Raw genomic sequence first — 25,884 nt, 5'->3', positions numbered from 1 at the left:
GCATTGCCGGCCTGTTGTGGCTGACGCAGCGGCAAGTCCGGCCATTCTGACCAGCGTTCGACCCTCGCGATCACGAACGAGGCGGCGCAATCAAGGGCTTCGCGGGGGTTCAAATGCAACATCTCTGCTCCGCTCCTCGAAAGACTGAGGCGAATTGTTTGATAGATCTACTCTAATTCGGTCTTTGGAATTATATGATTTAATAATGAACAGTAATTTTATATAATTAATTGCACTAACTCAGTCATGGATCTTAAATTCTAAAACTAATACTCTGGAATTTTTTTACGTCGCGAGGCATTCCGATAAATTTGCTTCCCGATCAGCGTCACGATAAGCCCTGTCGGGACAAGACTTGGAATGGATTTGGATGGCGTTCCCGGAGCGCAGTCGCGCGCGACAATCTTCTATCAATCTGCGGTCGATCGTCATCGGCTCTGCGATCGCATTGTTCATGATCTCCATCGGGATCGGAACGTTCTCCGTATTCCGCATCAGTCTGATCAACGAGACCAGTCGGTCGGTTGCCGGAGAAATCCGGGCGGTGGCGATCCTCGGCACGATGAAGCAGCTCAGCCAGGAACTGCGTGCGCTCGACGTCCTGGCACACCATGCGCCATCCGATTCGGCGCGGCTGGATTATCGGGCCCGGATCGCGAAGGCACAGGAGGCGTTCTCCGGCGCCTGGAGCACCTACGCGCCTACCGTCGCGGGAACTGATGAGCAGCGCCTCGCCCATACCCTGCGCGAGGCCTGGCAACACTTCCTCGCGGTCGAGGCGGAAGCGGCGGCGCTCGACCGGGCCGGCGAACGCGAGTTGGCCGATGCGGTGTTCGACACCGCCTTGCAGAACGAGGCTGCAAGCTTCACGCAGGCAGTCGACACGGTGCTCGGCTACCGCCAGGCAAGGGCGTTCGATCAGACCGCAATGGCGGATTCGGTCGGCGACGCCTCGCGGATGGCGGTGATCGTTGCAGTCGCACTAGCGGCCTTCCTGACGCTCGGAATCGTCTGGTTCATCCTACGCCGGGTCGCAGCGCCGATCGCCAGGATGACCCGTGTCATGGAGCAGCTGGCCCAGAACGACCTCGCCGTAGCGGTGCCATCCGACGCGCGGGGCGATGAACTCGGCGCCATGGCGGGCGCGTTGCGGGTGTTCAAGGACAACATGCTGCGCACCCAAACCATGGAGGCGGAAACGGCGCAGCTTCGGGCGCAGGCGGAGGAGCAGCGCCGGACGGTGATGCACACGATGGCGGAGCGTTTCGAGGCCTCCGTCGGCGGGATCGTCGGCACGGTGACGGCGGCGGCCGTCGAGCTCCGCAGATCGGCGGACCAGATGAGCCGCGCGGCCGGGGAAACGGCGACCCAGTCGACCAGCGTAGTGGGTGCGGCGGAAAAGGCGCAATCCAATGTCCGGATGATCGCCGCGGCGGCCGACCAGCTCGGCACGTCGGTCCAAGAGATCGGACGCCAGGCCGAGAAAACCGCCGAGGTGGCCAACGGCGCCGCCACCGACGCGGCGCAGACCACGGAGCTGGTCCAAGCGCTCAATGGCGCCGCCGCCCAGATCGGCGACGTCGTCCGGATGATCGCCAAGATCGCCGCCCAGACCAATCTCCTGGCGCTCAACGCCGCCATCGAGGCGGCGCGGGCCGGCGAGGCGGGCCGGGGATTCGCGGTGGTGGCCGCCGAGGTGAAAGCCCTCGCCGGGCAGACCAAGCAGGCGACCGACGACATCACGCGGCATGTGAGCATCATCCAGGGGTCCACCGCCTCGGCCGTCGCGGCGATCACCGGCATCACCATCCGAATCGAGGACATGAGCCGGGCCGCCGCCTCGATCGCGGCGGCTGTAGAAGAGCAGGGCGCTGCCACGCAGGAGATCGTCCACAACATCTCCCAGGCAGCGCAGGGCACCGGCGAGGTCAGCACGCACATCGCCGACGTGGCCGGCACCGCCGAGAAAGCGGGCGATACGGCCGAAACGGTGCTCAGCGCGGCGAGCGCTCTGTCGCGCGACGCCGAGCGACTTGGTGCCGAGGTCGCACGCTTTCTTCAGACGATCCGCGCCGCCTGAGGCCGCGTCGGACCAACACGCCGGACCCGACATCATGAACCGATCAGGCACGGCCCGGACCATCATGGGAATCCGAGTCACTCACTCCGGCGCATGCGACCGCGCCCGGTGGTGGCTTGTAGCGCTCCTCGTCGCCCTCGCATCCGGGCTCGAGCCGGCAGCCGCGACGACCCTGGGCGTAACGATGATCCCCCCGGTCGCATTCACGCAGCTCCTGCACGATCGGATCGCGGAACACGCCAAGTCCCGCAGCGTAGCCGTGCAGTTCGCTTTTTCGCCCGAGGGCGCGGGCGAACAGCAGATCGCACAGGTCCGGTCCTTCATCGCCGCGAAGGTCGATGCGCTTCTGGTCATGCCGGTCGACGCGATGGCCAACGCCACCATCACGCGTCTGGCGCAGGAAGCCGATATTCCGCTGGTGTACTTCAACAACGGGCCGCGGGAGGATTGGTTTTCCGGGCGCGTCGCCTTCGTTCTGCCCAACGATCTGGTTGCCGGTCGGCTGCAGATGCGCAAGCTCGCCCAGATGCTGGACGGGTCCGGATCCGTTGCGATCCTGGCGGGGCATCCGACCCATTCCGGATCGGTGCTGCGCACGCAGGGCGTCAAGGCGGTGATGCGCGAGTTCCCGAACCTCCGTCTCGTCGCCGAGTCTGCAGCGGACTGGGACCGCGCCAAGGCCCGCGCCGTCGTCGCCGGATGGCTGGCGCAAGGCCTGTCCATCAATGCGATCGCCGCCAACAATGATGAGATGGCGCTCGGAGCCGCCGAAGCCGTCGAGGCGGCGGGCATTCCCGCTGGTCGCATCCTGATCGGTGGCGTCGACGCCATCCCGGACGCCATCGCGGCCATGCAGAAGAAGCGCTTGGCCGTGACCGTCCATCAGGATGCCGCGATCCAGGGCGGCAAGGCGGTGGACGATGCCCTGGCGCTAATTCGGAGCGAGCCCGTGCAGCAATACGATTGGGCGCCGTTCGAACTGGTCACTGAACGGATGTCGACCGTGCATTTCGCCCAATAGGCGACGGCAGCGCTCATCGTTTCGAAGTGAGCGCCTTCGCCTCGCGCTCCACGAGGTCGCCGATCCGCTGCAGGACCTTGCCTTGCCGCGCAGCCCCTGAGGCTGTCATGGCGGCCCATGGGACGCGGCGACAGCCGCTCAGGCGTTAGCGCTGTGACGCTTGATGTCGGCGTCCACCATCTCGGTGATCAGCGCCTCCAGGCTGGTCTGCGCCTCCCAGCCGAACGTTGCCTTCGCCTTGGTCGGATTGCCGAGCAGAACCTCGACCTCCGCAGGCCGGAACAGCGCCGGATCGATGATGAGGTGGTCGTCGATGTTCAGGCCGACATGCTTGAACGCGATCGCGCACATGTCCCGCACCGTCGTGGTCCGGCCCGTGGCGATCACGTAGTCGTCCGGCTTATCCTGCTGCAGCATGTGCCACATCGCCTGCACGTAGTCCCGGGCGTGGCCCCAGTCGCGCTTGGCGTCGATGTTGCCGAGCCGCAGTTCCTTCTGCTTGCCGAGCTTGATCCGCGCGACCGCATCCGTGACCTTGCGGGTCACGAACTCGACGCCCCGCAGCGGGCTCTCGTGGTTGAACAGGATGCCGTTCGAGGCGTGCAGCCCGAAGCTCTCGCGATAGTTGATCGTCATCCAGTGCGCGTAGAGCTTGGCCACGCCATAGGGTGAGCGCGGGTAGAACGGCGTCGTCTCGCTCTGGCGCTCCTCTTGGATCAGCCCGAACATCTCGGAGGTGGAGGCCTGATAGTAGCGCGCCTGCGGGGCGACCGAGCGCAGGCATTCGAGCATGTGCACGGCGCCGAGCCCCGTGACCTGCCCGGTCAGCAGCGGCTGCTGCCAGGAGGAGGTGACGAAGGACTGGGCGGCGAGGTTGTAGATCTCGTCGGGCTTGGCGGTCTGAACGATCCGCAGCAGGGCGGATTGGTCGAGCAGGTTGCCGTCGACCAATTCGACATCGTCGAGGATGCCCAGCCATTTCAGACGGTGATCGAACACGCCGGCATGGCTCGAGCGGCGCACGATGCCGGTGACCGCGTAGCCCTTCTCAAGGAGGAGCTGCGCCAGATACGCCCCGTCCTGGCCCGTCACCCCTGTGATCAGCGCGCGCTTGCCCGTCATATCCCCGTCCCGTCGCAACATATGCCCGGCTGCTACGACTCGTGCGGCCCGGACGTCAAGGCGAGGGCTTGCCCGCGCAACAGCCCTAAGGCCGGCTCAGCCAGTCACGGACGCCCTCGATCGTCCGGAACTCTTCCAGCGCGTGAACCCGAGCTCCCGGCACTGCGGACCGGGCCATGGTGGCGAGGGCGTGTCCCGGGCCGAGTTCCAGCACGCGGTCGGCGCCGTACTCGCGGCAGGCCTCCAGGCAGGCGGCCCAGTCGATGCTGTCTGAGATCTGCGTCGCCAGCTTGGCCAATCCGTCCTCGCTGCGGAAGACGACCGCGCCGTCGAGCCCGCTTACAAGGCGTGGCGCGCCCGGTGGCGGGCGGCACAATGTCGTCTGGCGCAGGGCCTCGCGGAACGCTTCCGAAGCGGCCGCCAGCAAGGGCGTGTGCGACGGGGTGTGGATCGGCAGGACCACCGCCCGCTGCGCTCCGCGCGCGCGCGCCGCGTCACACAGCGGCTCCAGCGCGTCCCGCGCGCCGCCAACCACGCCGCTATCCGCGGCGTTGCGAATCGCAAGATGGCATCCGTGCTCGAGCGAGAGGTGATCGAGCACGTCGAGCCCGAGGCCGCGGATGCCCGCGAGCCCGAACCCGACGCCCGAGGCAGCGTCCATGGCCTCGGCCCGCCGCGCTGCGAGCGCCAGCACGTCCTGCGGCTCGAACCGACCGGCGATCCCCCAGGCCGCGAGATCGCCGATGCTGTAGCCCGCCACGATCGTGCGGATTGTCCCGGCGGCGCCCAACGCCCGCCAGGTGGCCAGGGCTGCCACGCAGCACAGGATCTGACCGGTCCGGTTCTGGTGCAGGGCGTCGCTGCCGCTGCGCGCGAGATCACGGGGGTCGACACCGCCGAGGAGCGGCTTGGCGGCGGCGAAGATGGCCTGTGCGTCCGGATGATCGGCCGTCAGGTCGAACATGGCCGGGTTCTGGCCGCCCTGGCCGGAGAGGAGCAGCGCCAGCGTCATGCGATCACCGGATCGCGCAAGCCGGCAACGGATCTCAGGGTCACACCCTCGAGGCCCTTGGCCAGGACCGACCCATCCTCGGGAGCGTCACGCAGCTCACGCCAATGTAGGCCGGTGCCGTCCGGAAGGAGAATTTCCCCGTCGATGCGCATCGCGGCGTTCTCCGCGATCGCTTCGAGCCCGGTCAGCAGATTGATTGGAACCGGATCCGGACAGGGCCAGAGCAGATCGAGATCCGAAGTCGCATTGAGATAGGTGAGGCCGGTGACGGCCTGCCACAGCAGGCTGCCGAACGGCCGCGGCACGATGCCGTGATCGCACCCGAGCGAGAGAAGCGCCGCAATCGCCGGCCGCCAGGCCGTCGGGGCGTAATCGCTGGCCTCCGCGAGGTTTAAGGCCGCCATCGGCGTCAATGCAGCGGCCGGTAGGGCGAGACCGATCCGCCGCTTGCCGTCAGACGGCGGCATCGGCAAGCCGAGGGGCACGGTCTCTCCGGTTTCCCCCGGCATGCGACGCCGCACGATCAGCGGGCGGCCTTCTTGAGCCCAACGGTCGAGGTGCCGAAAACCGTCGAGATCGTGCCGGGTGCCGAGCCATGCGCCCCAGGCCGAAACATCGACCTGAACGAGATCGTGGCGCCGATACGTCTCAGACACAGCGGTTCTCAGCGTCGTCGGGCCTGATCGATGACCGCGCGAGCGACATCGTGCGCGACCGGGCGGCCGCCGCGCTCCGCACCGAGCCGATCACGCACATCGCCCGGCTCCAGTCCGGCGATGAGATCGCGAATCTGATTGGGGAGAGGTTTCCCCGGATCGAGGACGACGTGAACGGCGCCGGTCGCCACCATGTTGTCGAGGCCCGGCGCGAAGACGGGCGTCGTCTTCGCCATGTCGTTGAGCTTGTCCAGGGGCAGCTTGGTCACCCGCGCGACCGAGGGCAGATCCATCACGCTCGGATTGGCGCCCGGCAGAGCTGCCAGGACCCGCGTGGCGAGCGCTGTCGCGATGAAGGCTCCGGCCGCCGAGTGACCATAGATGAGCCCGATCGTCGGGTGGCCCGTGCGATCCGCCAGCAACAGCGCCTTGGCGAGGTGGGCGAGGCACTCGTTGAGCCCGAGAAGTTCGTCCCGCCGGCTCATGCGCTGGCTGTCGGAATCGACCGCCACAAGGATCGGCGCCCGGTCGCCCGCCCGGATCGCATCGAGCACCGCCCGTGACAGCCGCAGCGCCCCATCAACCCCGAGCGGCGTATCGCCGTCGATGCCGACAACGGTGATGCGCCCGTCGGCGAACGGCCCGGTGCCGCTCACCAGCCCGTCCTGGACCGTGACGTCGTGCCCGTGCGGGAACAGGGCGGTCAGGATCTCAGCGAGCGTCATGGTCGATCTCCCGGGCTCGGGCCACGGTCGCGTCGAACGCATCCGTATCCATCGCCGGCACCGCCTCCGGATCGTTGACGCCGAGCCGTCGCCAGATGTCTGTGGCGTCGCGGCAATCACCGAAGCGCGCGATCCGGTCTTCGAGCCGCGCCTGCTCGGCCTCCAGGGTGTCGAGATCGAAGGCCGGGGCCCGGCCGATCAGATCCAGGGCCGCCCGCCGGAAGGCCGAAACCGTGTCGGCGCAGAACGCGTCCGCGCCGCCGGTGAGCCGGCGATGCTTGCCGCCCATCGTCCGCCAGACGAGCGCCCGGTCGCGGGAATCGAATTCCTCCGCGCCCTTGTTGGTCTCGATCACCTCCGGCCCGGAGACTGAGATGCGCCCCCCCTCGGAGACGGCGAGCCGCGAGCAGGTGCCGGCGACGAGGCCGCCGCCGCCGTAGCAGCCGGCCCGCCCGCCGATCAGGCCAATCACCGGGATACCGGCCGCGCGGACATCCACGATCGCCCGCATGGTCTCGGCGACGGCGGTCTCTCCGGCATTGGCTTCCTGGAGGCGGACGCCACCGGTATCGAACAGGATCAGCACCACTTTCGGCTTCAGTTCCAGGGCCACCCGGAGCAGGCCGACAAGCTTGGCCCCATGGATCTCGCCGAACGCGCCGCCCATGAAGCGGCCTTCCTGGGCGGCGATCAGGACGGGCGCGCCGTCGAGGGTCGCTTCGCCGACCATGATGCCGTCGTCGAAGGCGCGGGGCAGGTCGAACAGCGGCAGGTGCGGGCTCATCCGCCGCTCGGTGGGCGGCAGAAACTCGCGGACGCTGCCCGGATCGGCGAGGGCTGCCACCCGCTGGCGGGCAGTCGCTTCGTACCAACTCAGGCTGCCGGGATCTGGGCGCGCGGAGCGATCGCCAGCCATGGTCAGGCCTCCATCAGCCGGGCACCCTGAAGCAGGCGCAGCGACACGGTATCGGGGCGGGCGCCGCCGTCGTTGATGCTGATCCGGAGGCCGCCGGGCTGCGCCCGGGCGACGAAATCGGCCACCACCGCCTCCCAGACGTCGCCGTAGCCGGCAATCGGCGTCTCGATCGCGACCTCGCAGGCATCCGGCGCAAGGACCCGCTCCAGCAGGATCTCCAGATTACCGGAGGCGACCACGCCGGTGATCGCGTTCGGCACCGAGCCGGGCAGCGGCTTCCGGGTGGTGTGGCGGAAGGTCAGGGATTCCATGGCCGGTTCCGTTGAAAAGGATCCTTGATCCCGATGGAACACCTCATCGTGAGGTGCCGGAGCGAAGTTGAGGCCTCGAAGGAGCCCTGCAGATACCACCGCGATCCCTGGAGCCCTCCTTCGAGGCCCGCTGGTGCGTGCACCTCAGGATGAGGACCGTGATTGGATCGATGTGCGTCGGTCTCACCGATTACCAGTTCCGGAACTTGGCCGGCGGCTCGTAGAGGCCACCCGACCAGTGCACCAAATCCTTGATCGATTTCGCAGCCAGCAATGCCCGATCGGCGTCGAGGGGCTCGATGCCGAGATCTTCCGGCCGGCGGATGATGCCGCGGGCGCGCAGTTCCTCGACCTTCGCTCGGTCGCGGCCGCGACCCACCGCGGTGTAGCCCGCCACGCCCCGGATCGCTTGCTCGCGCTCGTCGACATCCCGACAGAGCAGGAGGTTGGCGATGCCCTCCTCGGTGACGATGTGGGTCACGTCATCGGCGTAGATCATGACCGGCGCCAGTTCGAGGCCGATCTTCCGAGCCAGTTCCAGGGCGTCGAGCTGCTCCACGAAGGTCGGGACCAGCTTGTCGCCGAAGGTCTCGACCAGCTGCACGACGAGTTTGCGCCCGCGCATCAGGGCGGGGTCGCCGACGATCTGCCCCTCGCGCCCCGCCTTCATCCAGGCATCCGACGGGTGACGGCGGCCGTGCGGATCCGAGCCCATGTTGGGGGCGCCTCCGAACCCGGCTACGCGCGACTGCGTGATCGTCGAGGAATGACCCGACAGGTCGATCTGGAGCGTCGCGCCGATAAACATGTCGCAGGCGTACAGACCGGCGGTCTGGCAGAAGGCGCGATTCGAGCGCAGGCTTCCGTCCGCGCCGGTGAAGAAGATGTCGGGTCGCTCGCGGATGTAACGGTCCATCCCGACCTCTGAGCCGAAGCAGTGGACCTGCTTGACCCAGCCGGATTCGATCGCCGGGATCAGGGTCGGGTGCGGGTTGAGCGCCCAGTGGGTGGCGATCTTGCCCTTCAGGCCGAGCTTCTCCCCGTAGGTCGGCAGGAGCAACTCGATCGCCGCCGTCCCGAAACCGATCCCATGGTTGAGGCGGCGGATGCCGTACTCGGCGTAGATCCCTTTGATCGCCATCATGGCGATCAGGATCTGGGTCTCGGTCATCGCCGCCGGATCGCGGGTGAACAGCGGCTCGACGTAGAACGGCCTGTCGGCTTCGACCACGAAATCCACGCGATCGCCCGGGATATCGACCCGCGGAACCCTATCGACGATCTCGTTCACCTGCGCGACCACGACGCCGTTCTTGAAGGCAGTGGCCTCCACGACGGTCGGCGTGTCCTCGGTGTTGGGCCCCGTGTAGAGGTTGCCCTCCCGGTCGGCCGAAACGCCCGCGATCAGCGCCACGTTGGGCGTGAGGTCGACGAAGTACCGGGCGAACAGTTCGAGGTAGGTGTGCACCGCCCCGAGTTCGATCTGGCCGCCGTAGAGCATCTTGGCGATGCGGGCGCCCTGCGGGCCGGAATAGGAATAGTCGAGGCGCTTGGCGATGCCGGTCTCGAACACGTCGAGGTGCTCCGGCAGCACGATCCCCGACTGGACCATGTGCAGATCGTGGATCTTGCCGGGATCGCAGGCGCTGAGGCCCCGGGCCAGGCAATCAGCTTGCTTCTGGTTGTCGCCCTCGAGGCAGACACGATCCCCGGGCCGCAGGATCGCTTCGAGCAGATCGACGACGGCTACTGCCGGCACGACCTTTCCCGTAGCATGGGCGCGCCCCGCCGCGATGCGCGCGTCGCGCGCCCGCCTCTCACCGCGCCATTCGGTCATCCGCGCGCTCCCACTCGGTATGCCGAACCGAAGATAGTACGGCGTTCGGTATTTTCAAACCCATCGCCATCACAGTTTCGTATACGGGATTGTCATTCTGTCAATATCTTGCATACTTCTGGAAAGGGCGACGAGCCGAGACGGAAGGAGACGCTCCATGCCAAGCGCGTCGAGACACGTGCCGCGACTCGCCCTCCGCACGGCTGAGCCGAAGGACCAACGCCGATGATCGTGCTCGGTGTCGCCCTGCTTGCCGGCTGCACGCTGATCGGCGTGTATCTCGGCGACCTTCTGGGACTTGCGCTCGGCGTGAAGGCCAATGTCGGCGGTGTCGGCATCGCGATGATCCTGCTCATCGCGGCGCGCCTCTGGCTGTCGCGGCGGGGCCGCCTGACCAAGGGCGTGCAGTTCGGCGTCGAGTTCTGGGCCGGCATGTACATCCCGATCGTGGTCGCCATGGCGGCCCAGCAGAATGTGGTCGCGGCAATGAGCGGCGGCCCGATCGTGCTGATCGCCGCGACGGGATCGCTGGTCCTGTGCTTCGGCGCGGTGGCGCTGCTCAGTCGGATCGGCCGCCGAGACTCGGGCGACGCCGCGGTCGAGCACGGCGGATCGGTGATCGAGGGTGACGCGGAGCCGATCCCTGTCGGTCGCACCGCCTCCCTGGCCGGGAAGGAGTGAGCACCATGGATCACACGATCTGGCATGGCATCGAACATGTCTTCGTGGAGCAGAGCTTGGTCGCCGCCTTCGCAGTGGTCGGCGCGCTGATCCTCGTCTCCAACGTCGCCGCCAAGTCTCTCACCAACGGGCGGGTCCACGGTTCGGCCATCGCCATCGTGCTGGGCTTGGTGCTGGCCTATGTCGGTGGACTCTACACCGGCGGGAAGAAGGGTCTCGCCGACATCCCTGCGCTCGCCGGCATCGGCCTCATGGGCGGGGCGATGTTGCGGGACTTCGCGATCGTGGCCACGGCCTTCGAAGTCGATGTCGTCGAGGCTCGCCGCGCCGGCCTGCTCGGCGTGCTCGCCCTGGCCCTTGGAACGATCCTGCCGTTCATCGTCGGCTCTCTGACGGCTGTCGCGTTCGGATACCACGATGCGGTCTCCATCACGACGATCGGCGCGGGGGCGATCACCTACATCGTCGGACCCGTCACCGGCGCGGCCATCGGCGCGGACTCGACCGTCATGGCCCTTTCGATCGCCACCGGAGTGACCAAGGCCGTCATGGTGATGGTCGGCACGCCCCTGGTCGCGCGGCTGATCGGCCTCGACAATCCGCGCTCGGCGATGGCCTACGGCGGCCTGATGGGGACCGTGAGCGGCGTGGCGGGAGGCCTCGCGGCGACCGATCCCAAGCTGGTGCCGTACGGGGCGCTGACCGCCACCTTCCACACCGGTATCGGCTGTCTGGTCGGGCCCTCGATCCTGTTCCTGGCCGTGCGCGCCCTGGTAGGGTGACACACTTCACCACCGCGTCGCCTCGGCAAGATTCGGTGGATGATGACGGAGGACTGTGCCGTTTGCTTTGTGGACTTGAAGCCGCGTCGAGCGGATTGGTCTAAGGTTGACGAATGCACGGCGATTTTCAGAAGATCGATACGGGATTGCTCTCGGACCGGATCCGTGACGCGCTCACCGATGCCATCGCGTCTGGCGAGATTGCGGCCGGCACGGCCCTCGACGAGCAGAACCTCGCGCAGCGCTATGGTGCATCGCGCACGCCGGTGCGGGAAGCCCTGCGGCAGCTCGCGGCCTCGGGGCTCGTGGAGATCCGGCCGCGGAGAGGCGTCGTGGTCGCGCGGCTGACGCCGCAGCGCATCGCCGACATGTTCGAGACCACCGCCGAGATCGAGGCGATGTGCGCCCGGCTCGCCACCTACCGGATGACCCCGCTCGAACGGGGCCAACTGATGGAGCTACACGCGGATTCGGCGATCGCGGTCCGGGATGGGGACATCGACGCCTACGACCGCTTCAACCGCGCCTTCCACGAGGCGCTCTACACCGCGACCCACAACGGCTACATGGCCGAACAGGCGCTGGCGATCCGCGAGCGCCTGGCCGCCTTTCGCCGGACGCAGTTGCGACACGCCGACCGGATCGGCCGCTCCTATGAGGAGCACGGGGAGATCCTGACGGCGATCGCGGAGGGCGACGGCGAGACGGCGGCCCGGCGGATGCGCGCGCACATGCTGCGCGCGGCCGTGGCGCTGGGGCGGTACATCGCGGAACACGGCTGACGTCCGGGAACGGCACGCCGCTCCGGTACCCTTACCGTGCGGAGCCGGACTGGCAGGATCGACAGCCTCACAGCTCGAAGGGCGGTTTGCCCGCGATCACGTCACGACCTCCGAGCCCTGCTGCGGAGGGCGTCCCAAGTGCATCCGCCATGCGGCCCACGCGTTCGGCCGCCCGGCCGATCCCCGCCGCGGCCCGCTCGGCATCCTCCGCCCGGCCGCGCTCCGCAGCCTCGGTCGCGGCGCGCAAGTCCGAGACCTCCGCCTCGAGCCCGGCAAGCCGCCCGCGCAGTTCCGCCAGCTCGTCCGCGATCGTCAGCGCCGCCATCACCTGCAGGCGCATGTCGCCGATCTCGCCGAAACTCTTGCGCATCTCGCCGATGCGCCCGTCGAGGCTCTCGGCGAGTGCGGTGAGATGCGCCTCCTCGCCCTCCCCGCAGGCCATGCGGTAGCTGCGGCCGTCGATGGTCACATTGATCTGCGGCAAGAGCGGCTCCGGGAGGCGCGATATCCGGGTCAGGCGCGTCCGAGGACATCCTGGACGGTCTCGATCGCCCGGTCGAGGCGCTGCCCGACCTCGCCGGTCGTGGCGGTGACCTCCGCGAGCCGGGCGCTGGCCGCGTCGAGGGCGGCGGCGAGCCGCGCACGATCCTCGTCCATCAGCGCCAGCTCGGCGTCGCGGTCGTCCGGCTGAGCGGCTTTCTCCAGGCGGTACTGGACGACGGCATCCATACGGTTCACCGCTGCCTCGAGGCGGGCAAGCGCCTCGTCGATCATGCTGGGTTCGGACTCGTCGGCCATGGTCTTCCGTTTGTCGGACGCGGAAGTTTTTGATCGAATGCCGTCGGAATTCCAGCGCAAAATTGCGGATCTCACCCGGAAGGCACCACCCGGTAGATCAAGCGTCGAAATCCCTGTTTATTGGTTGGAGAATCGAAGGTCTTTGTCACCGCCACGCGTTTGACAGGTCCAAGCGCCATGCTAGACAGCCGCGCGCTCCCGAAAGGGACCGCGCACGACGCCGGGAAAGCCGGCCCGTGACAGTCCCGAGGCCGTGGCCGGAACAGGGCGCTTCGCTGGTTGCCGGCTGTGGAGCCCGGACTCTCCCGGTCCGGTTCATCACCGGTTCAAGCCCGCCCGCCCAGATCCGCGCGACCAAGCTCTGCGCGGCTTCGGGGCGGAACCTCGGGATCCGCCGCAAAACCCGCCCCGTGCGGTGACGCGCGGTCGAGGGCCGCATCAGGAAGGAATGACGCCGTGACGAAGGTTGCCATCAACGGGTTCGGACGCATCGGCCGCAACGTCCTGCGCGCGATCGCGGAAGCCGGCCGCAGCGACATCGAGGTCGTGGCGATCAACGATCTCGGCCCGGTGGAGACCAACGCCCACCTGCTCCGTTTCGACTCCGTGCACGGCCGCTTCCCCGGCGAAGTCGAGGTCGACGGTGAATTCCTGGTGGTGAACGGCAAGCGGATCAAGGTCACGGCCGTGCGCAACCCGGCCGAGCTGCCCCATCGTGACCTCGGCGTCGACATCGCGCTCGAATGCACCGGTATCTTCACCGCGAAGGACAAGGCCAAGGCCCATCTCGACGCCGGCGCCAAGCGCGTCCTCGTCTCGGCGCCAGCTGACGGCGCCGACCTGACGGTGGTCTACGGCGTGAACCACGACAAGCTCACGCGCGAGCACCTCGTCGTCTCGAACGCCTCCTGCACCACCAACTGCCTGGCGCCGGTCGCCCAGGTGCTGGACGCGGCAGTCGGCATCGAGCGCGGCTTCATGACCACGATCCACTCCTACACCAACGACCAGCCGTCGCTGGACCAGATGCACAAGGATCTTTATCGGGGCCGCGCCGCCGCGCTCTCGATGATCCCGACCTCGACCGGCGCCGCCAAGGCCGTGGGCCTCGTGCTGCCGGAGCTAAAGGGCAAGCTCGACGGGACCGCGATCCGCGTGCCGACCCCGAACGTTTCGGCGGTGGATCTCGTCTTCACGGCCAAGCGTGCCACTTCGGTCGAGGAGATCAACGAGGCCATCAAAGCCGCGGCCGCGGGCCCGCTCAAGGGCGTGCTCGGCGTGACCGACCGGCCGAACGTCTCGATCGACTTCAACCACGATCCGCACTCGTCGACCTTTCATCTCGACCAGACCAAGGTCATGGACGGCACGTTCGTGCGCATCCTGTCCTGGTACGACAACGAGTGGGGCTTCTCGAACCGCATGGCCGACACCGCCGTGGCAATGGCCAAACTTATCTGAGTCGGCTTGCGAATGGCCGCCGTCCCGTGACAGGACGGCGGCCATTCGCCCGATTGGGCGGTCTCACCACGAACCGGGAATTCGCCAGGGATGACCGACGCTCCGCAGGCCAAGTCGACCGCAGCGACCGCGACCTCACCGATCACGACCGCGCCGAATACGGTGCCGCCCGCGCCGCTTCCGGCCCCGCCGGCCGCTGGGGCACCATTGCACGCCCTTCCGACCAATCAGCTCTTCGATCAGCTCGCGCGGATCGAAGACAAATGTTCTCGGATTGAAGACAAGTACGCCCGGTCTGAAGCGCTGCTGTCGCGCGTCGAAGACAAGGTCGAGACTGCCACCAGCCGGATGAATGAATCCGCGCGGCAGACCGACCTGGCGGCCCTGCGCGCGGAGATGCGCGGGATCGCGGAGCGGACACGCCGCCTGCCCGGGACCGGCGCCCTCGTCCTCACGGCCGTGATCACCGCCATCCTGACCGTCGTTCTGATGATCGCGGTCCAGCGGCTGAATCTCGACCGGCTGCTGCCACAGCGGGCGACGATCGGGACGACCGTCCAGTAACTCACCGACCGATACAGGACCGCATGAGCGCCTTCCGCACCCTCGACGATGCCGGCTCCCTCAAGGGCAAGCGGGTTCTGATGCGCGTCGATCTCAACGTGCCCATGGAGAGCGGGCGCGTCACCGACGCGACCCGCATCGCGCGCGTGGCGCCGACGATCCGGGAAGTCGCTGACCAAGGCGCGAAGGTGATCCTGCTGGCGCATTTCGGCCGACCGAATGGCAAGCGCGAGCCCAAGGATTCCCTGGAGCCGGTGGTGCCGGCGTTGGGTGAAGCGCTCGGGCGTACGGTGGCCTTCGCACCCGACTGCGTCGGCGAGGAGGCCGCGAAGGCGGTGGCGGCGCTCAAGGACGGCGACGTACTGCTCCTTGAGAACACCCGCTTTCACGCCGGTGAGGAGAAGAATGAGGCGGCCTTCGCGGATGCGTTGGCGGCCAACGGTGATGTCTACGTCAATGAAGCGTTTTCAGCGGCCCACCGGGCCCACGCCTCCACGGAGGGGCTGGCGCACCGTCTGCCGGCCTATGCCGGCCGCGAGATGCAGGCTGAACTCGAGGCCCTGACCAAGGGTCTGGAGGCGCCGCAGCGCCCGGTGATCGCGCTGGTCGGCGGCGCCAAGGTGTCGTCCAAGATCGATCTCCTCGAGAATCTCGTCGCCAAGGTCGACATGCTGGTGATCGGCGGCGGCATGGCCAACACCTTCCTGCACGCGCAGGGCATGGCGGTCGGCAAGTCGCTCTGCGAGAAGGATCTCGCCGGGACCGCCACCCGCATCCTGGCGGCGGCCGAGAAGGCCGGCTGCCGGATCATCCTGCCGGTGGACGCGGTGGCAGCCACGGAGTTCAAGGCACAAGCACCGCACGAGACGGTGCCGGTGGATGGCGTGCCGGACACCAGCATGATCCTCGATGCCGGGCCCCGTTCCGTCGCCGAGATCAACGCCGCCATCGACGGCGCGAAGACGCTGGTCTGGAACGGTCCGCTGGGCGCCTTCGAGCTGGCCCCCTTCGACGCCGCCACGGTGGCCGCCGCCAAGCACGCGGCGTCGCGCACCAAGGCAGGCCAGCTGGTCTCGGTAGCGGGCGGCGGCGACACGGTCGCGGCCCTCAACCACGCTGGCGTGGCACAGGATTTCACCTACGTATCAACCGCTGGCGGGGCTTTCCTCGAATGGCTCGAAGGCAAGGTCCTGCCGGGCGTGGAGGCCCTTCGCGGGAAGGGGTGAGCGCAGCGCTCCGTTCTCCTCCCCGGGCGCCGCGACCCCATTTATACTCCCGGCCGTCAACAGCCGGGGGGCCGAGTCGACGAGTGACATCGTGGAGAACACGAACTTCGCGATCCGGACGCGTTTCCAGGTACGTCACGCAAGCCTGCCGGACGAGACGGTTTTGCGCTTCGACAGGCGTGGTTGGCTCGGTCTTGAGATGCGCAAGGATCGGCCAGGAATTTCGGCACGCCGGTCGGCGAGGTCGAAGAAAGTGTCGCGGCTTTGGAAAGCTCGGCCAGCCGAAATTTATCCGGTGTGAAATGCTCAGTTCTGCCTCGGAGATTGACCCAAAGCGACGCTCTCGGCAGACCGGCACGATAAGGCTCAGCTGAGCGCGCGCGACGCGACCGGCAATCGGCCAGACGACCACTCGGCAAACAGGAAGACAGTCACGATGGCACGCATCACCCTCCGACAGCTCCTGGATCACGCCGCCGAACATGAATACGGCGTGCCCGCCTTCAACCTGAACAACATGGAACAGGGGCTCGCCATCATGGCGGCCGCCGACGCCACGGATTCCCCGGTGATCCTCCAGGCGAGCCGCGGCGCCCGCGCTTATGCCAACGATGTCGTGCTGGCCAAGCTGATCGACGGCCTCGTCGAGATTTACCCGCACATCCCGGTCTGCATGCATCTCGACCACGGCAACAACGAAGCGACCTGCGCCACCGCGATCCAGTACGGCTTCACCTCGGTGATGATGGACGGCTCGCTTAAGGCAGACGGCAAGACCCCGGCCGACTACAACTACAATGTCGAGATCACCCGCAACGTCACCAAGATGGCCCATTGGGCCGGCGTCTCGGTCGAGGGTGAGCTTGGCGTGCTCGGCTCGCTGGAGAGCGGCCAGGGCGAGGCCGAGGACGGCCACGGCGCCGAGGGCACCCTGAGCCACGATCAGCTCCTGACCGACCCGGACGAGGCGGTGAAGTTCGTCGAAGCCACCAAGGTCGATGCGCTGGCGGTGGCGATGGGCACCAGCCACGGCGCCTACAAGTTCACGCGTCAGCCCGATGGTGATGTGCTTGCGATGAACGTGATCGAGGAGATCCATCGTCGCCTGCCGACGACCCACCTCGTCATGCACGGCTCCTCCTCGGTGCCGCAGGACCTGCAGGACATCATCAACCAGTATGGCGGCCAGATGAAGCCGACCTGGGGCGTGCCGGTGGAGGAGATCCAGCGCGGCATCAAGCACGGCGTGCGCAAGATCAACATCGACACCGACAACCGGATGGCGATGACCGGTCAGATCCGGAAGATTCTTACCGAGAACCCCTCGGAGTTCGACCCGCGCAAGTACCTGAAGCCGGCCATGGAGGCGATGACGAAGCTGTGCAAGCAACGCTTCGAGGAGTTCGGCACGGCCGGCAAGGGCTCGAAGCTCCGGCCGATCTCGGTCGCCGAGATGGCCAAGCGCTACGCCAGCGGCGCACTGGACCCGAAGATCGGCGCACGCTGAGAGTGATTTGGCCGTCGCGATGAGCAACAGCACGCGTCTCGCCCTGCTCGGGCCCCACGGCTTGGATGCGGCCGGCACGGAGGCGTTCGTGTCGGCCCTCCGGGCCGCCTGCGCCGCCGGTGATGTCGCAGCCGTGATCCTGCGTCTCGCCGCGACCGACGAGCGCGGGCTCACCGCGCAGGTCAAGCAGGTGGCGCCGGTGGCGCAGGATTACGGAGCGGCCCTGGTCGTCGCTTGCCCCGGCTTCACCGGCGATCTCGCTACGGTTGCGATCCGGGGCGGGGCCGACGGTATCCACGTCGACAAGCCCCGCGACTTGCAGGATCTTCGCGGTCGCCTGCGGGACGGTCGCATCCTGGGTGTCGGTGGAACGGAGACCAAGCATACCGCCATGGAGGCCGGTGAGGCGGGGGTCGACTACGTGATGTTCGGGGGGCTGTACCCGGATGGTGCGGCGCCCGATGCCGAGACCGTACTCGCGCGTGTCTCCTGGTGGGCGGAGATTTTCGAGACGCCCTGCATCGCCGTCGCCGCGAGCGCCGATGCGATCGGCCCCCTGTCGGAGACGGGCGCGGAGTTCGTCGGGCTCGAAAGCGGTCTCTGGCTGGCCGATCCGGCCGCCGTCGGGCAGGCGCAACAGGCGCTCGCGCAGGTGCCGGCGCGATGAGGCCGGATCTCCGTCCCGTGCTGGCCCTCGTCGGCGTACTGCTGGCGCCGCCGGCTTGGGCCGCCGGTCCGAGTGATCCGTCCATGAGCGCGGCATCCCCCCCGCGATCGGCGAGCGCGGTGCCCGGCCAGAAGCCCATGCCGGAGCTGCCGACCCCCTACACCCCGAACTACACCCGTGGCGCCGTCCCCCCGGCCAGCGGCCAGCCGGCGGATCTTGCCTACGGGGCGTACCAGCGCGGGCAATACGTCACGGCCTTCCGGGAGGCGACCAAGCGCATCGCGGCCAACCCCAAAGACGCCGCCGCGATGACGCTCCTGGGCGAGTTGTACAATCAGGGTCTTGGGGTGAAGCAGGACCCGGTCAAGGCTGCCGATTGGTATCGCCTCGCCGCGGCGCAGAACGATGCCGCCGCGATGTCGTCCCTCGGTCTGATGGCCCTCGACGGCCGCGGCATGGCGAAGGATCCGAAGGTCGGCCGCCGCTGGTTGGAACAGGCCACCGCGAACGGCTCACCCACCGCGGCCTACAATCTCGGATTGATCCTGATCGGGACGGGCAGCCCTTCGGACGAGGCTGCGGCCGCCGCGCAGTTCCGCAAGGCGGCGGATGCCGAGATCGGCCCGGCGCAGCACGACCTGGGCGTCCTCTACCTTCAGGGCCGTGGCGTGCCGAAGGATGCCAGCAAGGCGGCGTCCCTGTTCCGGCGCGGCGCCGACAACGGCGATCTGGCCAGCGAGATCGAGTACGCGATCCTGCTTTTCAACGGCCACGGTGTGACCAAGGACGAGCGTTCGGCGGCCCGCTACTTCCTGCACGCCGCCTCACGGGGGAATGCGATCGCGCAGAACCGGCTCGCGCGGCTCTACGCCGTCGGGCGCGGGGTGACGAAGAACCCCGTCGAAGCGGCGGCCTGGAACCTCGCCGCGGCCGGCCAGGGCCTGTCCGACGCGTGGCTGGACCAGACCCTGTCGGGCCTCTCGACGGACGAGCGGGCACGCGCCGAACGGCTCGCCAACGAGCGGGTTGAGCAGCGCTGAGGCGCTATTCGTCGGCCTTCGACCAATCGACGCCGTGTTCCAGATCCGGCAGCAGCACCACGCTCTCCTGTTCGTTCGGATCGGTCCGGGCAATCACGGCCGTGACCGGCTCGGTCCGGCTGCGGTTGTAGGGCAGGTGCGGCACGTCCGCGGCGATGTAGACGAACTCGCCGGCGCCCGCGATCGCGTGATGCTCGAGGTGCTCGCCCCAGAAGCAGCCCGATACGCCCGACAGGACGTAGATGGCGGTCTCATGCGATTCGTGCTTGTGCGCGTGGGCACGTTCGCCGGGTGGGATCTCCAGAAGTTGCATGTGCAAAGCGGCGGAGCCCACCGCTTCGGCGGAGATGGCGGGGCGGTAGAGATGCCCCTGCCTACCGCGGAACGGCGCGCTCTCACGCACAACGCGCAGACCTGCTTTCGGCGTTTCGGAACCGGAGCTCATGGACCTTCTCCGACCTTGAATGCAGCATCGACCGGGATCTGCATACCATTGACCAGCGCGTTGGTCTGGTTCGCCATGCCGACCACAGCCAGGAACTCGCCATGTTGCGCCGGGGTCAAGCCTAGCGCGCGGGCCGCGGCCGTGTGCGAGTGGATGCAGTAGGGGCAGCCATTGGCGATCGAGACCGCGATGTAGATCAATTCCTTGGTCAGCGGATCGAGCGTTCCGGGGCCCATGACGGCCTTACGACTGGTCCAGGTTCGCTCCAGCAGGGCAGGGTCGTGGGCGAGCCCGCGCCAGAAGTTGTTGATGACATCCGAGCCGCGGGTCGTCCGGATATCCGAGAAAACCGCCTGGACCCGTGGGTCAGCCTCGGCTTCGGCATCGCTCCTGAGCGTCACGGTCGCCATGGCGGGATGTCCTTCAGAGCTTGCAGGCGCCATCCAAGGCGCGATTCTCGGCGTCCGAGAATAACCGCGAGCGGATGTGGAAGCGCTTCTCGCGGCCGTTCTCCAGCGAGAACATGCCGCCGCGCCCGGGTACCACGTCCAGAATCAGGTGCGTGTGCTTCCAGACACCGAACTGCGAGCGGCTGATGAAGAAATCGGCGCCCCCAACCTTGCCGAGATGCACATCCCCATCGCCGACGATGAAATCGCCCACCGGGTAGCACATCGGCGAAGAGCCATCGCAGCAGCCGCCGGACTGGTGGAACATGACCGGGCCGTACTCGGAGCGAAGCTCTTCGATCAGTTGCAGCGCCTTCGGCGTCGCGGTGACCCGCAGCGGCGTACCATCGGCGCCGACCTGCTCGGCGGTCGTGGCCTCAATTTTCGCATCCAGGCTCATACTGTCCTCCCCGGTGTGATTGTTGATATGCGCGTGCGGTGCGCGATTTCCACATTTGCGTCATCAGAACAGCCAAGCTGGTGCCGGACCGGCCGTATCGGCGTTTCCCATTGGGAACGCGCCCCGAACGGGCGACACGGAGAGCCCCACGGGCTGATCGCACCATGACTCCTCGAACCACCGCACCCTGTCTTGCCCTCATCCTCGCCACGCTGATGGCCGGGTCGGCCAGTGCCGATCCGCTCGCGCTCCGTGTTGAGCCCCGCGCGCAGCCGCTCTTCCTCCAGCATGCCTGGCGCGTGGCGGGAAATCCGAACGTCACGCCCGACAATCCGATGGGTGTCGTCGGCTGGGACGGGCCGCCCGACGACGTACCCAGCGTCAGCGCCGATGCCGGCCCGATGCCGCCCGGCTCCATCGTCAACGCGCCCTTCGAGGGCTTCGGGTACGGCGTCTATTGAACCGCCCGTTCGTCGCCCTGCTGCTCGCCGCGCTGGCGAGCGGCCCCGCCCGCGCACGTGAAGACGTCAACGCGCCGGCACGGGAGGCCGAGCTGGGCACCTGTCTGAACCATCCCGACTGGATCGCTCCGCCCGATACCGTGATTGCCGACAAGGCCGCGTTCTGCGCCTGCTACGCCGATGGGGCGGTGAAGGCGCGGCTCTGGGAACTCGAGAAGGCCGAGGCCAATCAGGGCGAGGAGGTTCGCCGTCCAGTGGCCGATCGCACCATCAGCCTGCACGACCGGACATCGGCTGCCATCGCCGCGTCCTGCCTGAAGCGCTGAACCCCGATAGGAAAAAGCCCCGGCCGCGAGGCCGGGGCTGAAGTCGTCGCGGGGGTTAACCCGGGCTGAAGCTCAGAAGAAGCCGAGCTTCTTGGCCGAGTAGCTGACCAGCATGTTCTTGGTCTGCTGATAGTGGTCGAGCATCATCTTGTGCGTCTCGCGGCCGATGCCGGACTGCTTGTAGCCGCCGAAGGCCGCGTGGGCCGGGTAGGCGTGGTAACAGTTCGTCCAGACGCGGCCGGCCTGGATCGCCCGGCCGAAGCGGTAGGCGCGGGTTCCATCGCGGGTCCAGACGCCGGCGCCGAGGCCGTAGAGCGTGTCGTTGGCAATCGAGAGCGCCTCGGCATCGTCCTTGAAGGTCGTGACCGACAGGACTGGGCCGAAGATCTCTTCCTGGAAGATGCGCATTTTGTTGTGGCCGCGGAACACGGTCGGCTGCACGTAGAAGCCCTCGGCGAATTCACCGTCCTTGACGTTGCGCTCGCCGCCGGTGAGCAGCTGCGCGCCCTCCTGCCGGCCGATATCGATGTAGGAGAGGATCTTCTCCATCTGCTCACCCGAGGCCTGGGCACCGATCATCGTGGCCGGATCCAGCGGCGAGCCCTGGGTGATCGCCTCGACGCGCTTCACCGCCCGCTCCATGAAGCGGTCGTAGATCGATTCGTGCACGAGCGCGCGGCTCGGGCAGGTGCAGACCTCGCCCTGGTTCAGGGCGAACATCGTGAAGCCTTCGAGCGCCTTGTCGAAGAAGTCGTCATCCTCGTTGGCGACATCGGCGAAGAAGATGTTCGGCGACTTGCCGCCGAGCTCCAGCGTCACCGGAATCAGGTTCTGCGACGCGTACTGCATGATGAGGCGGCCGGTGGTCGTCTCACCCGTGAAGGCGATCTTGGCGATGCGGGGCGAGGACGCCAGCGGCTTGCCGGCCTCCAGGCCGAAGCCGTTGATCACGTTGAGGACGCCCGGCGGCAGCAGGTCGCCGACGATCTCCATCAGCACCAGCACGGAGGCCGGGGTCTGCTCGGCCGGCTTCAGGACCACGCAATTGCCGGCGGCGAGCGCGGGCGCCAGCTTCCACACGGCCATCAGAATCGGGAAGTTCCACGGGATGATCTGGCCGACGACGCCGAGCGGCTCGTGGAAGTGGTAGGCCACCGTGTCGTGGTCGATCTCGGAGAGGGACCCCTCCTGCGCCCGCACGCAGCCGGCGAAGTAGCGGAAATGGTCGATCGCCAGCGGGATGTCGGCGTTCATCGTCTCGCGGATCGGCTTGCCGTTGTCCCAAGTCTCGGCCAGGGCGATCAGATCGAGGTTCTCCTCCATCCGGTCGGCCATCTTGAGCAGGATGCGGGCGCGCTCGGCCGGGGCAGTGCGGCCCCAGGTCTCCTTAGCCGCGTGGGCGGCGTCGAGCGCTTTCTCGACGTCCTGCGAGTCCGAGCGGGCGACCTCGCAGATCACCTTGCCGGTGATCGGTGACGTGTTCTCGAAATAGCGGCCGGCCGCGGGGGCGACCCACTGGCCACCGATGAAGTTCTCGTAGCGGGCCGAGAACGGCGACTTCACCTTAGAGTCACCGAGAAATTCCGGCTTGTTCATCGCTCTGTTTCCTCCATTGGCCCCGGCCTCGCGAACCGCGGCTCTTGGGCGTTCGCAGTGCGCCGGGCGGCCGCTTGGTTGGGCCGCATCCGATTCCGCGATGATCACAGCCAATGTCTTTTGGCGCGTCGAATCAAGGTGGACTTTTGGCCAGTGCGCGAACGCAAGGATCCTACGCCTTTCCGATCGCAATCGCGAGGGGCCAATGTTCTTCGGGATCAGCGACGGTGAAATCCGGAAATTTGCGAAGCTGCACCGACGATTGCCATGCGAACATTGCAGCATCCATACGCCCGCGGACCGAACGGCGGATCAGCGCGCGTGTCGTTCCACCGATCATCGCATCAGAGCGAATGGAAGCATCAGGGTCGCGAGCGGAAGGGCCGCTACGGCGGCGGTGCGCAGCGCTGCGGGCTGATAGGCGATCAGGGCGACCACGGCGAGCGCCGAGCCGGTGAGCGAGCCGATCCATTGGACCGGGCCGAAACTCCACCCGGCCGATGCGATCGCGGCTGCGCAGGACAGCCCGAGGCCCAACCAGCCCGCCGCGCGCAGTCCCCTGAGCCGCCGCCGGGACACCGGCGTGCGGAAGACTGCCCGATGGTGACGATCCAGGCTCAAGGCCAGGGCGGAGAAACCCGAGAACGACAGCAAAAGGCTCAAGATCAAGGCCGATACGGTCACGCTTCGGCCGCCCTGTGGAGGTTCGCCCGGGACGGTTGCCGCATGGCTGCCCGCCGGCCAGCGAGCCGCGCCGCGAGAAGGAACAGCAGGCCGAGGAGCGCCATCGCGAAATCGAAGCCGAGGAACCGAAGCTCACCGACCGTCAATGAATCGCTGATCGGAATCGCCAAGAAGATCAGGGCCGGCACGGTCAGGGCCATCGTCCAAGCCCGTTTCGGTGGGTAGAGCGCGGATGCCGCGGCCGCCAGCACCCAGACCCCGAAGAAAGCGCCGACCTCCCAGTCCGCCCGCGCGTCCAGAGAGACGGGCAGCAGCCGGTTGACGAGGAAATAGGCCGCAAGACCAGCGGGCAACCCCGCGATGGTGCCGAGGTTGAGGATGCGGACGAGACGCAGGCCAAGACCCTCCGGCGCGGCATTCTTCGGCGCGCGGGCGACGGTCCAGAGCACGAGCCCCGTCGCCACCGTGGCGGCCCCCATGAGGCCGCAGACGAAGAACATGAGGCGCAGGGGCGCGGCCGCGAAATGCGCCTCGTGCAGCCCGACCATCACGGCGCCGGTCCGCGTGGCTGCGCCGGCTTCGCCGACCCGCCCGAGTTCCACGCCGGTGGACGCATCATAGGCGATCTGGGGGTGGAGATGGGCGAGGCCGGGCGGCTCCTCGAAATAAGCGGTGACCGTCGCGGCGGCGTCGCCCGGATGCGCAATCATCACGAGTTCGGGTGTCTCGCCGGCCGCCGCCATGGCCCGTGACACGATTTCGCCGAGGGGCAGCGCCGCGCCCGGACGCCCGGCCGGCGGGCGACCGGCGATCATGATGCCGGCATCGGCGTAGTAGCGCAGGATATCCCCGCGATAGGCCGTCTGCACCGCCCAGGGCATCAACATCGCCGACAGTGTGACGAGGCCCGTGTAGACGATCATCAGGTGGAACGGCAGCGCAAGGACCCCCATCACGTTGTGGGCATCGAGCCAGCCGCGCTGCGCCGAGCGGTCCCGTCGGAAGGTGAAGAAATCGGCGAAGATCCGCCGATGGGTCACGATCCCGGAGATGAGCGCGATCAGCAGAATCATCGCACAGGCCGAGACGATCCAGCGCCCCACGAGCGGCGGGAGGCTCAGCTCGTAGTGGAAACGGTAGAGGAAGTCGCCACCCTGCGTATCCCGGACCGCTGCACGTTCGCCGGATGCGGAATCGAGCAGCGCGTGATGGAACGGGCCGTTGAAACTCTGCCACCAGTAGACCTCGACGGCCGGGTTCTCGGCGTTCGGCAGCTTGATCGACCACCCAGCAGCATCCGGCATCGTCCTTTGGAGGAACGCGCCGGCGCGGGTCGCCGCAGCTGCGGGATCAGGTTTCGCCGCCGACAGTTCCGGCCGCATCCAGTGCGAGATCTCCGGCCGATAATAGCTGGCGGTGCCGGTGACGAAGATTGCGAACAGCACCCATCCGACCACGAGTCCGGACCATGTGTGCAGCCACGCCATCGACTGGCGGACACTCCTCGGCCGGCTCATGTGAAACTCCCGGTCTGGAACGCACCCGCGAGCCACAGGGTGACGGTCAGCAGCGCGGCCACGATCCCCAGAACCAGCGCGGCGCGTCCGACCGTCCGCGCGGCAAAAACCCAGATCACCACGGCCGCCATGATGGCGAAGCTCGCGATCAACGCGGCCGACACGGCCTCGGCCCTGGTGCCGGGCAGGACCACCGCAAGCAACGCGCTCGCCGAAGCAGCAATTCCGTAACCACCTGCACTTGCCAGGAGTACCCGCGCCGCCACCGCAAACCGATACGCGCGCGCCCTCCCTGAATGGGCGCCCACCGGACTGGTGCTCATAGCGCCATCTCGCGATTCCGTGATCCCATGTCCCGACCTAACCGCGGCCGGCGGAGGGACGCAACGCCTATGTTCCGGAACGATTCCAGTGAGGAATGAACGACTTGGTGCAGTTATAATTAGGACGCCGATCGTTGAGGGCGGCCTCCAACAAATCATGTCGGCGTCTGATAGAAATCAGATTACCCCGAACTGCCGGTCCGTCTCAGCGTCCAGACGGCGGAGCAGCATGGCTCGACCCGGACGAGCGCAATGCCAGCGCGGCGTCCCGCGCGCTCGGCGGCAGATCCGCGCCCGGCCTTGCCAACGGCGACGGCGATTCGCCCCCGGCCCGGTCGCGCTCATGACCCTGGGCGTAGCCAGCGTTGATCCCGGCGTAGAACCCCGTGAAATCCTCAGCCCGCGCGCTACCGGCAACGACGAGTAGGAGAGCCGAGAGCAGGATGCGACGCATGGCAAAATCGCTGGCGAACCCAGAAACGAAGCGGGCGGCGG

30 protein-coding genes are annotated in these 25,884 nt (G+C 67.5%); 13 read left to right on the top strand and 17 right to left on the bottom strand.

What is annotated here, in order from left to right; genetic code table 11:
* Window positions 1–370: 370 nt before the first annotated feature.
* Together MKK63_RS15270 and MKK63_RS15265 are read left to right on the top strand one after the other, a co-directional pair.
* A complete protein-coding gene (locus tag MKK63_RS15270; RefSeq protein ID WP_279574667.1) occupies window positions 371–2,080 on the top strand; it encodes a methyl-accepting chemotaxis protein in 1,710 nt (569 codons plus the stop codon).
* A gap of 34 nt (window positions 2,081–2,114) precedes the next feature.
* Window positions 2,115–3,101, top strand: coding sequence for a substrate-binding domain-containing protein (locus MKK63_RS15265; protein WP_244003113.1), 987 nt, complete (start codon window positions 2,115–2,117; stop codon window positions 3,099–3,101).
* A 138-nt stretch (window positions 3,102–3,239) separates the two neighbouring features.
* Here the strand turns inward: MKK63_RS15265 and gmd are convergent, their stop codons facing one another.
* The 7 genes from gmd to mdcA all read right to left on the bottom strand — a co-directional run bounded on the left by gmd (window position 3,240) and on the right by mdcA (window position 9,680).
* Window positions 3,240–4,223 carry a GDP-mannose 4,6-dehydratase gene (gmd, locus tag MKK63_RS15260; RefSeq protein WP_244003111.1) on the bottom strand — a complete coding sequence of 328 codons (984 nt, stop codon included), beginning with the start codon at window positions 4,221–4,223 and terminating at the stop codon, window positions 3,240–3,242.
* 85 nt (window positions 4,224–4,308) lie between these two features.
* A complete protein-coding gene (locus MKK63_RS15255; RefSeq protein WP_244003109.1) occupies window positions 4,309–5,235 on the bottom strand; it encodes an acyltransferase domain-containing protein in 927 nt (308 codons plus the stop codon).
* Window positions 5,232–5,891: a malonate decarboxylase holo-[acyl-carrier-protein] synthase gene (gene mdcG / locus MKK63_RS15250; protein WP_244003107.1), complete on the bottom strand. Its 660-nt coding sequence runs from the start codon at window positions 5,889–5,891 to the stop codon at window positions 5,232–5,234. The genes MKK63_RS15255 and mdcG overlap by 4 nt, the downstream gene beginning before the upstream one ends.
* 8 nt (window positions 5,892–5,899) lie before the next feature.
* Complete coding sequence (gene mdcE / locus MKK63_RS15245; protein WP_244003105.1) at window positions 5,900–6,616, bottom strand: biotin-independent malonate decarboxylase subunit gamma; 717 nt, start codon at window positions 6,614–6,616, stop codon at window positions 5,900–5,902.
* The gene (locus MKK63_RS15240) at window positions 6,603–7,532 is read right to left on the bottom strand and encodes a biotin-independent malonate decarboxylase subunit beta (protein ID WP_244003103.1); all 930 of its coding nucleotides are present in this window, start codon (window positions 7,530–7,532) and stop codon (window positions 6,603–6,605) included. Before MKK63_RS15240 ends, mdcE begins: the two co-directional genes overlap by 14 nt.
* A gap of 2 nt (window positions 7,533–7,534) precedes the next feature.
* The gene (gene mdcC, locus MKK63_RS15235; RefSeq protein WP_244003101.1) at window positions 7,535–7,843 is read right to left on the bottom strand and encodes a malonate decarboxylase acyl carrier protein; all 309 of its coding nucleotides are present in this window, start codon (window positions 7,841–7,843) and stop codon (window positions 7,535–7,537) included.
* Window positions 7,844–8,033: 190 nt separating this feature from the next.
* A complete protein-coding gene (gene mdcA, locus MKK63_RS15230; RefSeq protein WP_244003099.1) occupies window positions 8,034–9,680 on the bottom strand; it encodes a malonate decarboxylase subunit alpha in 1,647 nt (548 codons plus the stop codon).
* Between the two features lie 225 nt (window positions 9,681–9,905).
* Here mdcA and madL point away from each other — a divergent pair, with 225 nt between their 5' ends.
* The 3 genes from madL (at window position 9,906) to MKK63_RS15215 (ending at window position 11,925) form a co-directional block, all read left to right on the top strand.
* The gene (madL, locus tag MKK63_RS15225; protein WP_244003097.1) at window positions 9,906–10,361 is read left to right on the top strand and encodes a malonate transporter subunit MadL; all 456 of its coding nucleotides are present in this window, start codon (window positions 9,906–9,908) and stop codon (window positions 10,359–10,361) included.
* A 17-nt stretch (window positions 10,362–10,378) separates the two neighbouring features.
* Complete coding sequence (madM, locus tag MKK63_RS15220) at window positions 10,379–11,143, top strand: malonate transporter subunit MadM (protein WP_244003226.1); 765 nt, start codon at window positions 10,379–10,381, stop codon at window positions 11,141–11,143.
* Window positions 11,144–11,256: 113 nt separating this feature from the next.
* Window positions 11,257–11,925 (top strand): GntR family transcriptional regulator, encoded by a 669-nt coding sequence (locus MKK63_RS15215; RefSeq protein ID WP_243921019.1) that lies wholly within the window; start codon window positions 11,257–11,259, stop codon window positions 11,923–11,925.
* A gap of 67 nt (window positions 11,926–11,992) precedes the next feature.
* On the opposite strand, the gene MKK63_RS15210 is transcribed toward MKK63_RS15215, so the two are convergent.
* Together MKK63_RS15210 and MKK63_RS15205 are read right to left on the bottom strand one after the other, a co-directional pair.
* On the bottom strand, window positions 11,993–12,409 hold the full coding sequence (locus tag MKK63_RS15210; RefSeq protein WP_244003095.1) for a cell division protein ZapA: 417 nt from the start codon (window positions 12,407–12,409) through the stop codon (window positions 11,993–11,995).
* A gap of 29 nt (window positions 12,410–12,438) precedes the next feature.
* Window positions 12,439–12,723, bottom strand: a complete 285-nt coding sequence (locus tag MKK63_RS15205; protein ID WP_243921023.1) for a DUF4164 family protein — start codon at window positions 12,721–12,723, stop codon at window positions 12,439–12,441.
* A gap of 456 nt (window positions 12,724–13,179) precedes the next feature.
* On the opposite strand from MKK63_RS15205, the gene gap reads away from it, so the two are divergent.
* The 6 genes from gap (at window position 13,180) to MKK63_RS15175 (ending at window position 19,188) form a co-directional block, all read left to right on the top strand.
* Complete coding sequence (gene gap / locus MKK63_RS15200; RefSeq protein WP_244003093.1) at window positions 13,180–14,184, top strand: type I glyceraldehyde-3-phosphate dehydrogenase; 1,005 nt, start codon at window positions 13,180–13,182, stop codon at window positions 14,182–14,184.
* A gap of 90 nt (window positions 14,185–14,274) precedes the next feature.
* Window positions 14,275–14,748: a hypothetical protein gene (locus tag MKK63_RS15195; RefSeq protein ID WP_244003091.1), complete on the top strand. Its 474-nt coding sequence runs from the start codon at window positions 14,275–14,277 to the stop codon at window positions 14,746–14,748.
* A 23-nt stretch (window positions 14,749–14,771) separates the two neighbouring features.
* Entirely contained in the window at window positions 14,772–15,974 is a 1,203-nt protein-coding gene (locus MKK63_RS15190) for a phosphoglycerate kinase (protein WP_244003089.1), read from the top strand.
* A 436-nt stretch (window positions 15,975–16,410) separates the two neighbouring features.
* A complete protein-coding gene (fba, locus tag MKK63_RS15185; protein WP_243921033.1) occupies window positions 16,411–17,481 on the top strand; it encodes a class II fructose-bisphosphate aldolase in 1,071 nt (356 codons plus the stop codon).
* 19 nt (window positions 17,482–17,500) lie between these two features.
* Window positions 17,501–18,148: a thiamine phosphate synthase gene (locus MKK63_RS15180; protein ID WP_244003087.1), complete on the top strand. Its 648-nt coding sequence runs from the start codon at window positions 17,501–17,503 to the stop codon at window positions 18,146–18,148.
* A complete protein-coding gene (locus MKK63_RS15175) occupies window positions 18,145–19,188 on the top strand; it encodes a tetratricopeptide repeat protein (protein WP_244003085.1) in 1,044 nt (347 codons plus the stop codon). Before MKK63_RS15180 ends, MKK63_RS15175 begins: the two co-directional genes overlap by 4 nt.
* A 4-nt stretch (window positions 19,189–19,192) precedes the next feature.
* On the opposite strand, the gene MKK63_RS15170 is transcribed toward MKK63_RS15175, so the two are convergent.
* Genes MKK63_RS15170 through MKK63_RS15160 form a run of 3 tightly spaced genes read right to left on the bottom strand, consistent with a single transcriptional unit; the run spans window position 19,193 to window position 20,482 of the window.
* Window positions 19,193–19,633 carry a cupin domain-containing protein gene (locus MKK63_RS15170; RefSeq protein ID WP_244003083.1) on the bottom strand — a complete coding sequence of 147 codons (441 nt, stop codon included), beginning with the start codon at window positions 19,631–19,633 and terminating at the stop codon, window positions 19,193–19,195.
* The gene (locus MKK63_RS15165; protein WP_244003081.1) at window positions 19,630–20,043 is read right to left on the bottom strand and encodes a carboxymuconolactone decarboxylase family protein; all 414 of its coding nucleotides are present in this window, start codon (window positions 20,041–20,043) and stop codon (window positions 19,630–19,632) included. Before MKK63_RS15165 ends, MKK63_RS15170 begins: the two co-directional genes overlap by 4 nt.
* 13 nt (window positions 20,044–20,056) lie before the next feature.
* Window positions 20,057–20,482, bottom strand: a complete 426-nt coding sequence (locus tag MKK63_RS15160) for a DUF779 domain-containing protein (RefSeq protein ID WP_244003079.1) — start codon at window positions 20,480–20,482, stop codon at window positions 20,057–20,059.
* Window positions 20,483–20,646: 164 nt separating this feature from the next.
* Here MKK63_RS15160 and MKK63_RS15155 point away from each other — a divergent pair, with 164 nt between their 5' ends.
* Together MKK63_RS15155 and MKK63_RS15150 are read left to right on the top strand one after the other, a co-directional pair.
* Window positions 20,647–20,943, top strand: coding sequence for a hypothetical protein (locus MKK63_RS15155; protein WP_244003077.1), 297 nt, complete (start codon window positions 20,647–20,649; stop codon window positions 20,941–20,943).
* On the top strand, window positions 20,940–21,269 hold the full coding sequence (locus MKK63_RS15150) for a hypothetical protein (RefSeq protein WP_244003075.1): 330 nt from the start codon (window positions 20,940–20,942) through the stop codon (window positions 21,267–21,269). Before MKK63_RS15155 ends, MKK63_RS15150 begins: the two co-directional genes overlap by 4 nt.
* Window positions 21,270–21,341: 72 nt before the next feature.
* Here the strand turns inward: MKK63_RS15150 and adh are convergent, their stop codons facing one another.
* The 5 genes from adh to MKK63_RS15125 all read right to left on the bottom strand — a co-directional run bounded on the left by adh (window position 21,342) and on the right by MKK63_RS15125 (window position 25,843).
* Window positions 21,342–22,865 carry an aldehyde dehydrogenase gene (adh, locus tag MKK63_RS15145; protein ID WP_244003073.1) on the bottom strand — a complete coding sequence of 508 codons (1,524 nt, stop codon included), beginning with the start codon at window positions 22,863–22,865 and terminating at the stop codon, window positions 21,342–21,344.
* A gap of 336 nt (window positions 22,866–23,201) precedes the next feature.
* The gene (locus MKK63_RS15140) at window positions 23,202–23,549 is read right to left on the bottom strand and encodes a DUF3325 domain-containing protein (RefSeq protein ID WP_244003071.1); all 348 of its coding nucleotides are present in this window, start codon (window positions 23,547–23,549) and stop codon (window positions 23,202–23,204) included.
* The gene (locus MKK63_RS15135; protein WP_244003069.1) at window positions 23,546–25,066 is read right to left on the bottom strand and encodes a PepSY-associated TM helix domain-containing protein; all 1,521 of its coding nucleotides are present in this window, start codon (window positions 25,064–25,066) and stop codon (window positions 23,546–23,548) included. The genes MKK63_RS15140 and MKK63_RS15135 overlap by 4 nt, the downstream gene beginning before the upstream one ends.
* Entirely contained in the window at window positions 25,063–25,389 is a 327-nt protein-coding gene (locus MKK63_RS15130) for an iron transporter (RefSeq protein ID WP_244003067.1), read from the bottom strand. The genes MKK63_RS15135 and MKK63_RS15130 overlap by 4 nt, the downstream gene beginning before the upstream one ends.
* A gap of 205 nt (window positions 25,390–25,594) precedes the next feature.
* Window positions 25,595–25,843: a hypothetical protein gene (locus MKK63_RS15125; RefSeq protein WP_244003065.1), complete on the bottom strand. Its 249-nt coding sequence runs from the start codon at window positions 25,841–25,843 to the stop codon at window positions 25,595–25,597.
* Window positions 25,844–25,884: the final 41 nt, after the last annotated feature.

The sequence above is a fragment of the Methylobacterium sp. J-088 genome (assembly GCF_022829295.1).
In the GTDB taxonomy this organism is placed as follows: Bacteria; Pseudomonadota; Alphaproteobacteria; order Rhizobiales; family Beijerinckiaceae; genus Methylobacterium.
Note: the sequence above shows the minus strand (reverse complement) of the source record. Positions and strands in the feature narration are given on the sequence as shown.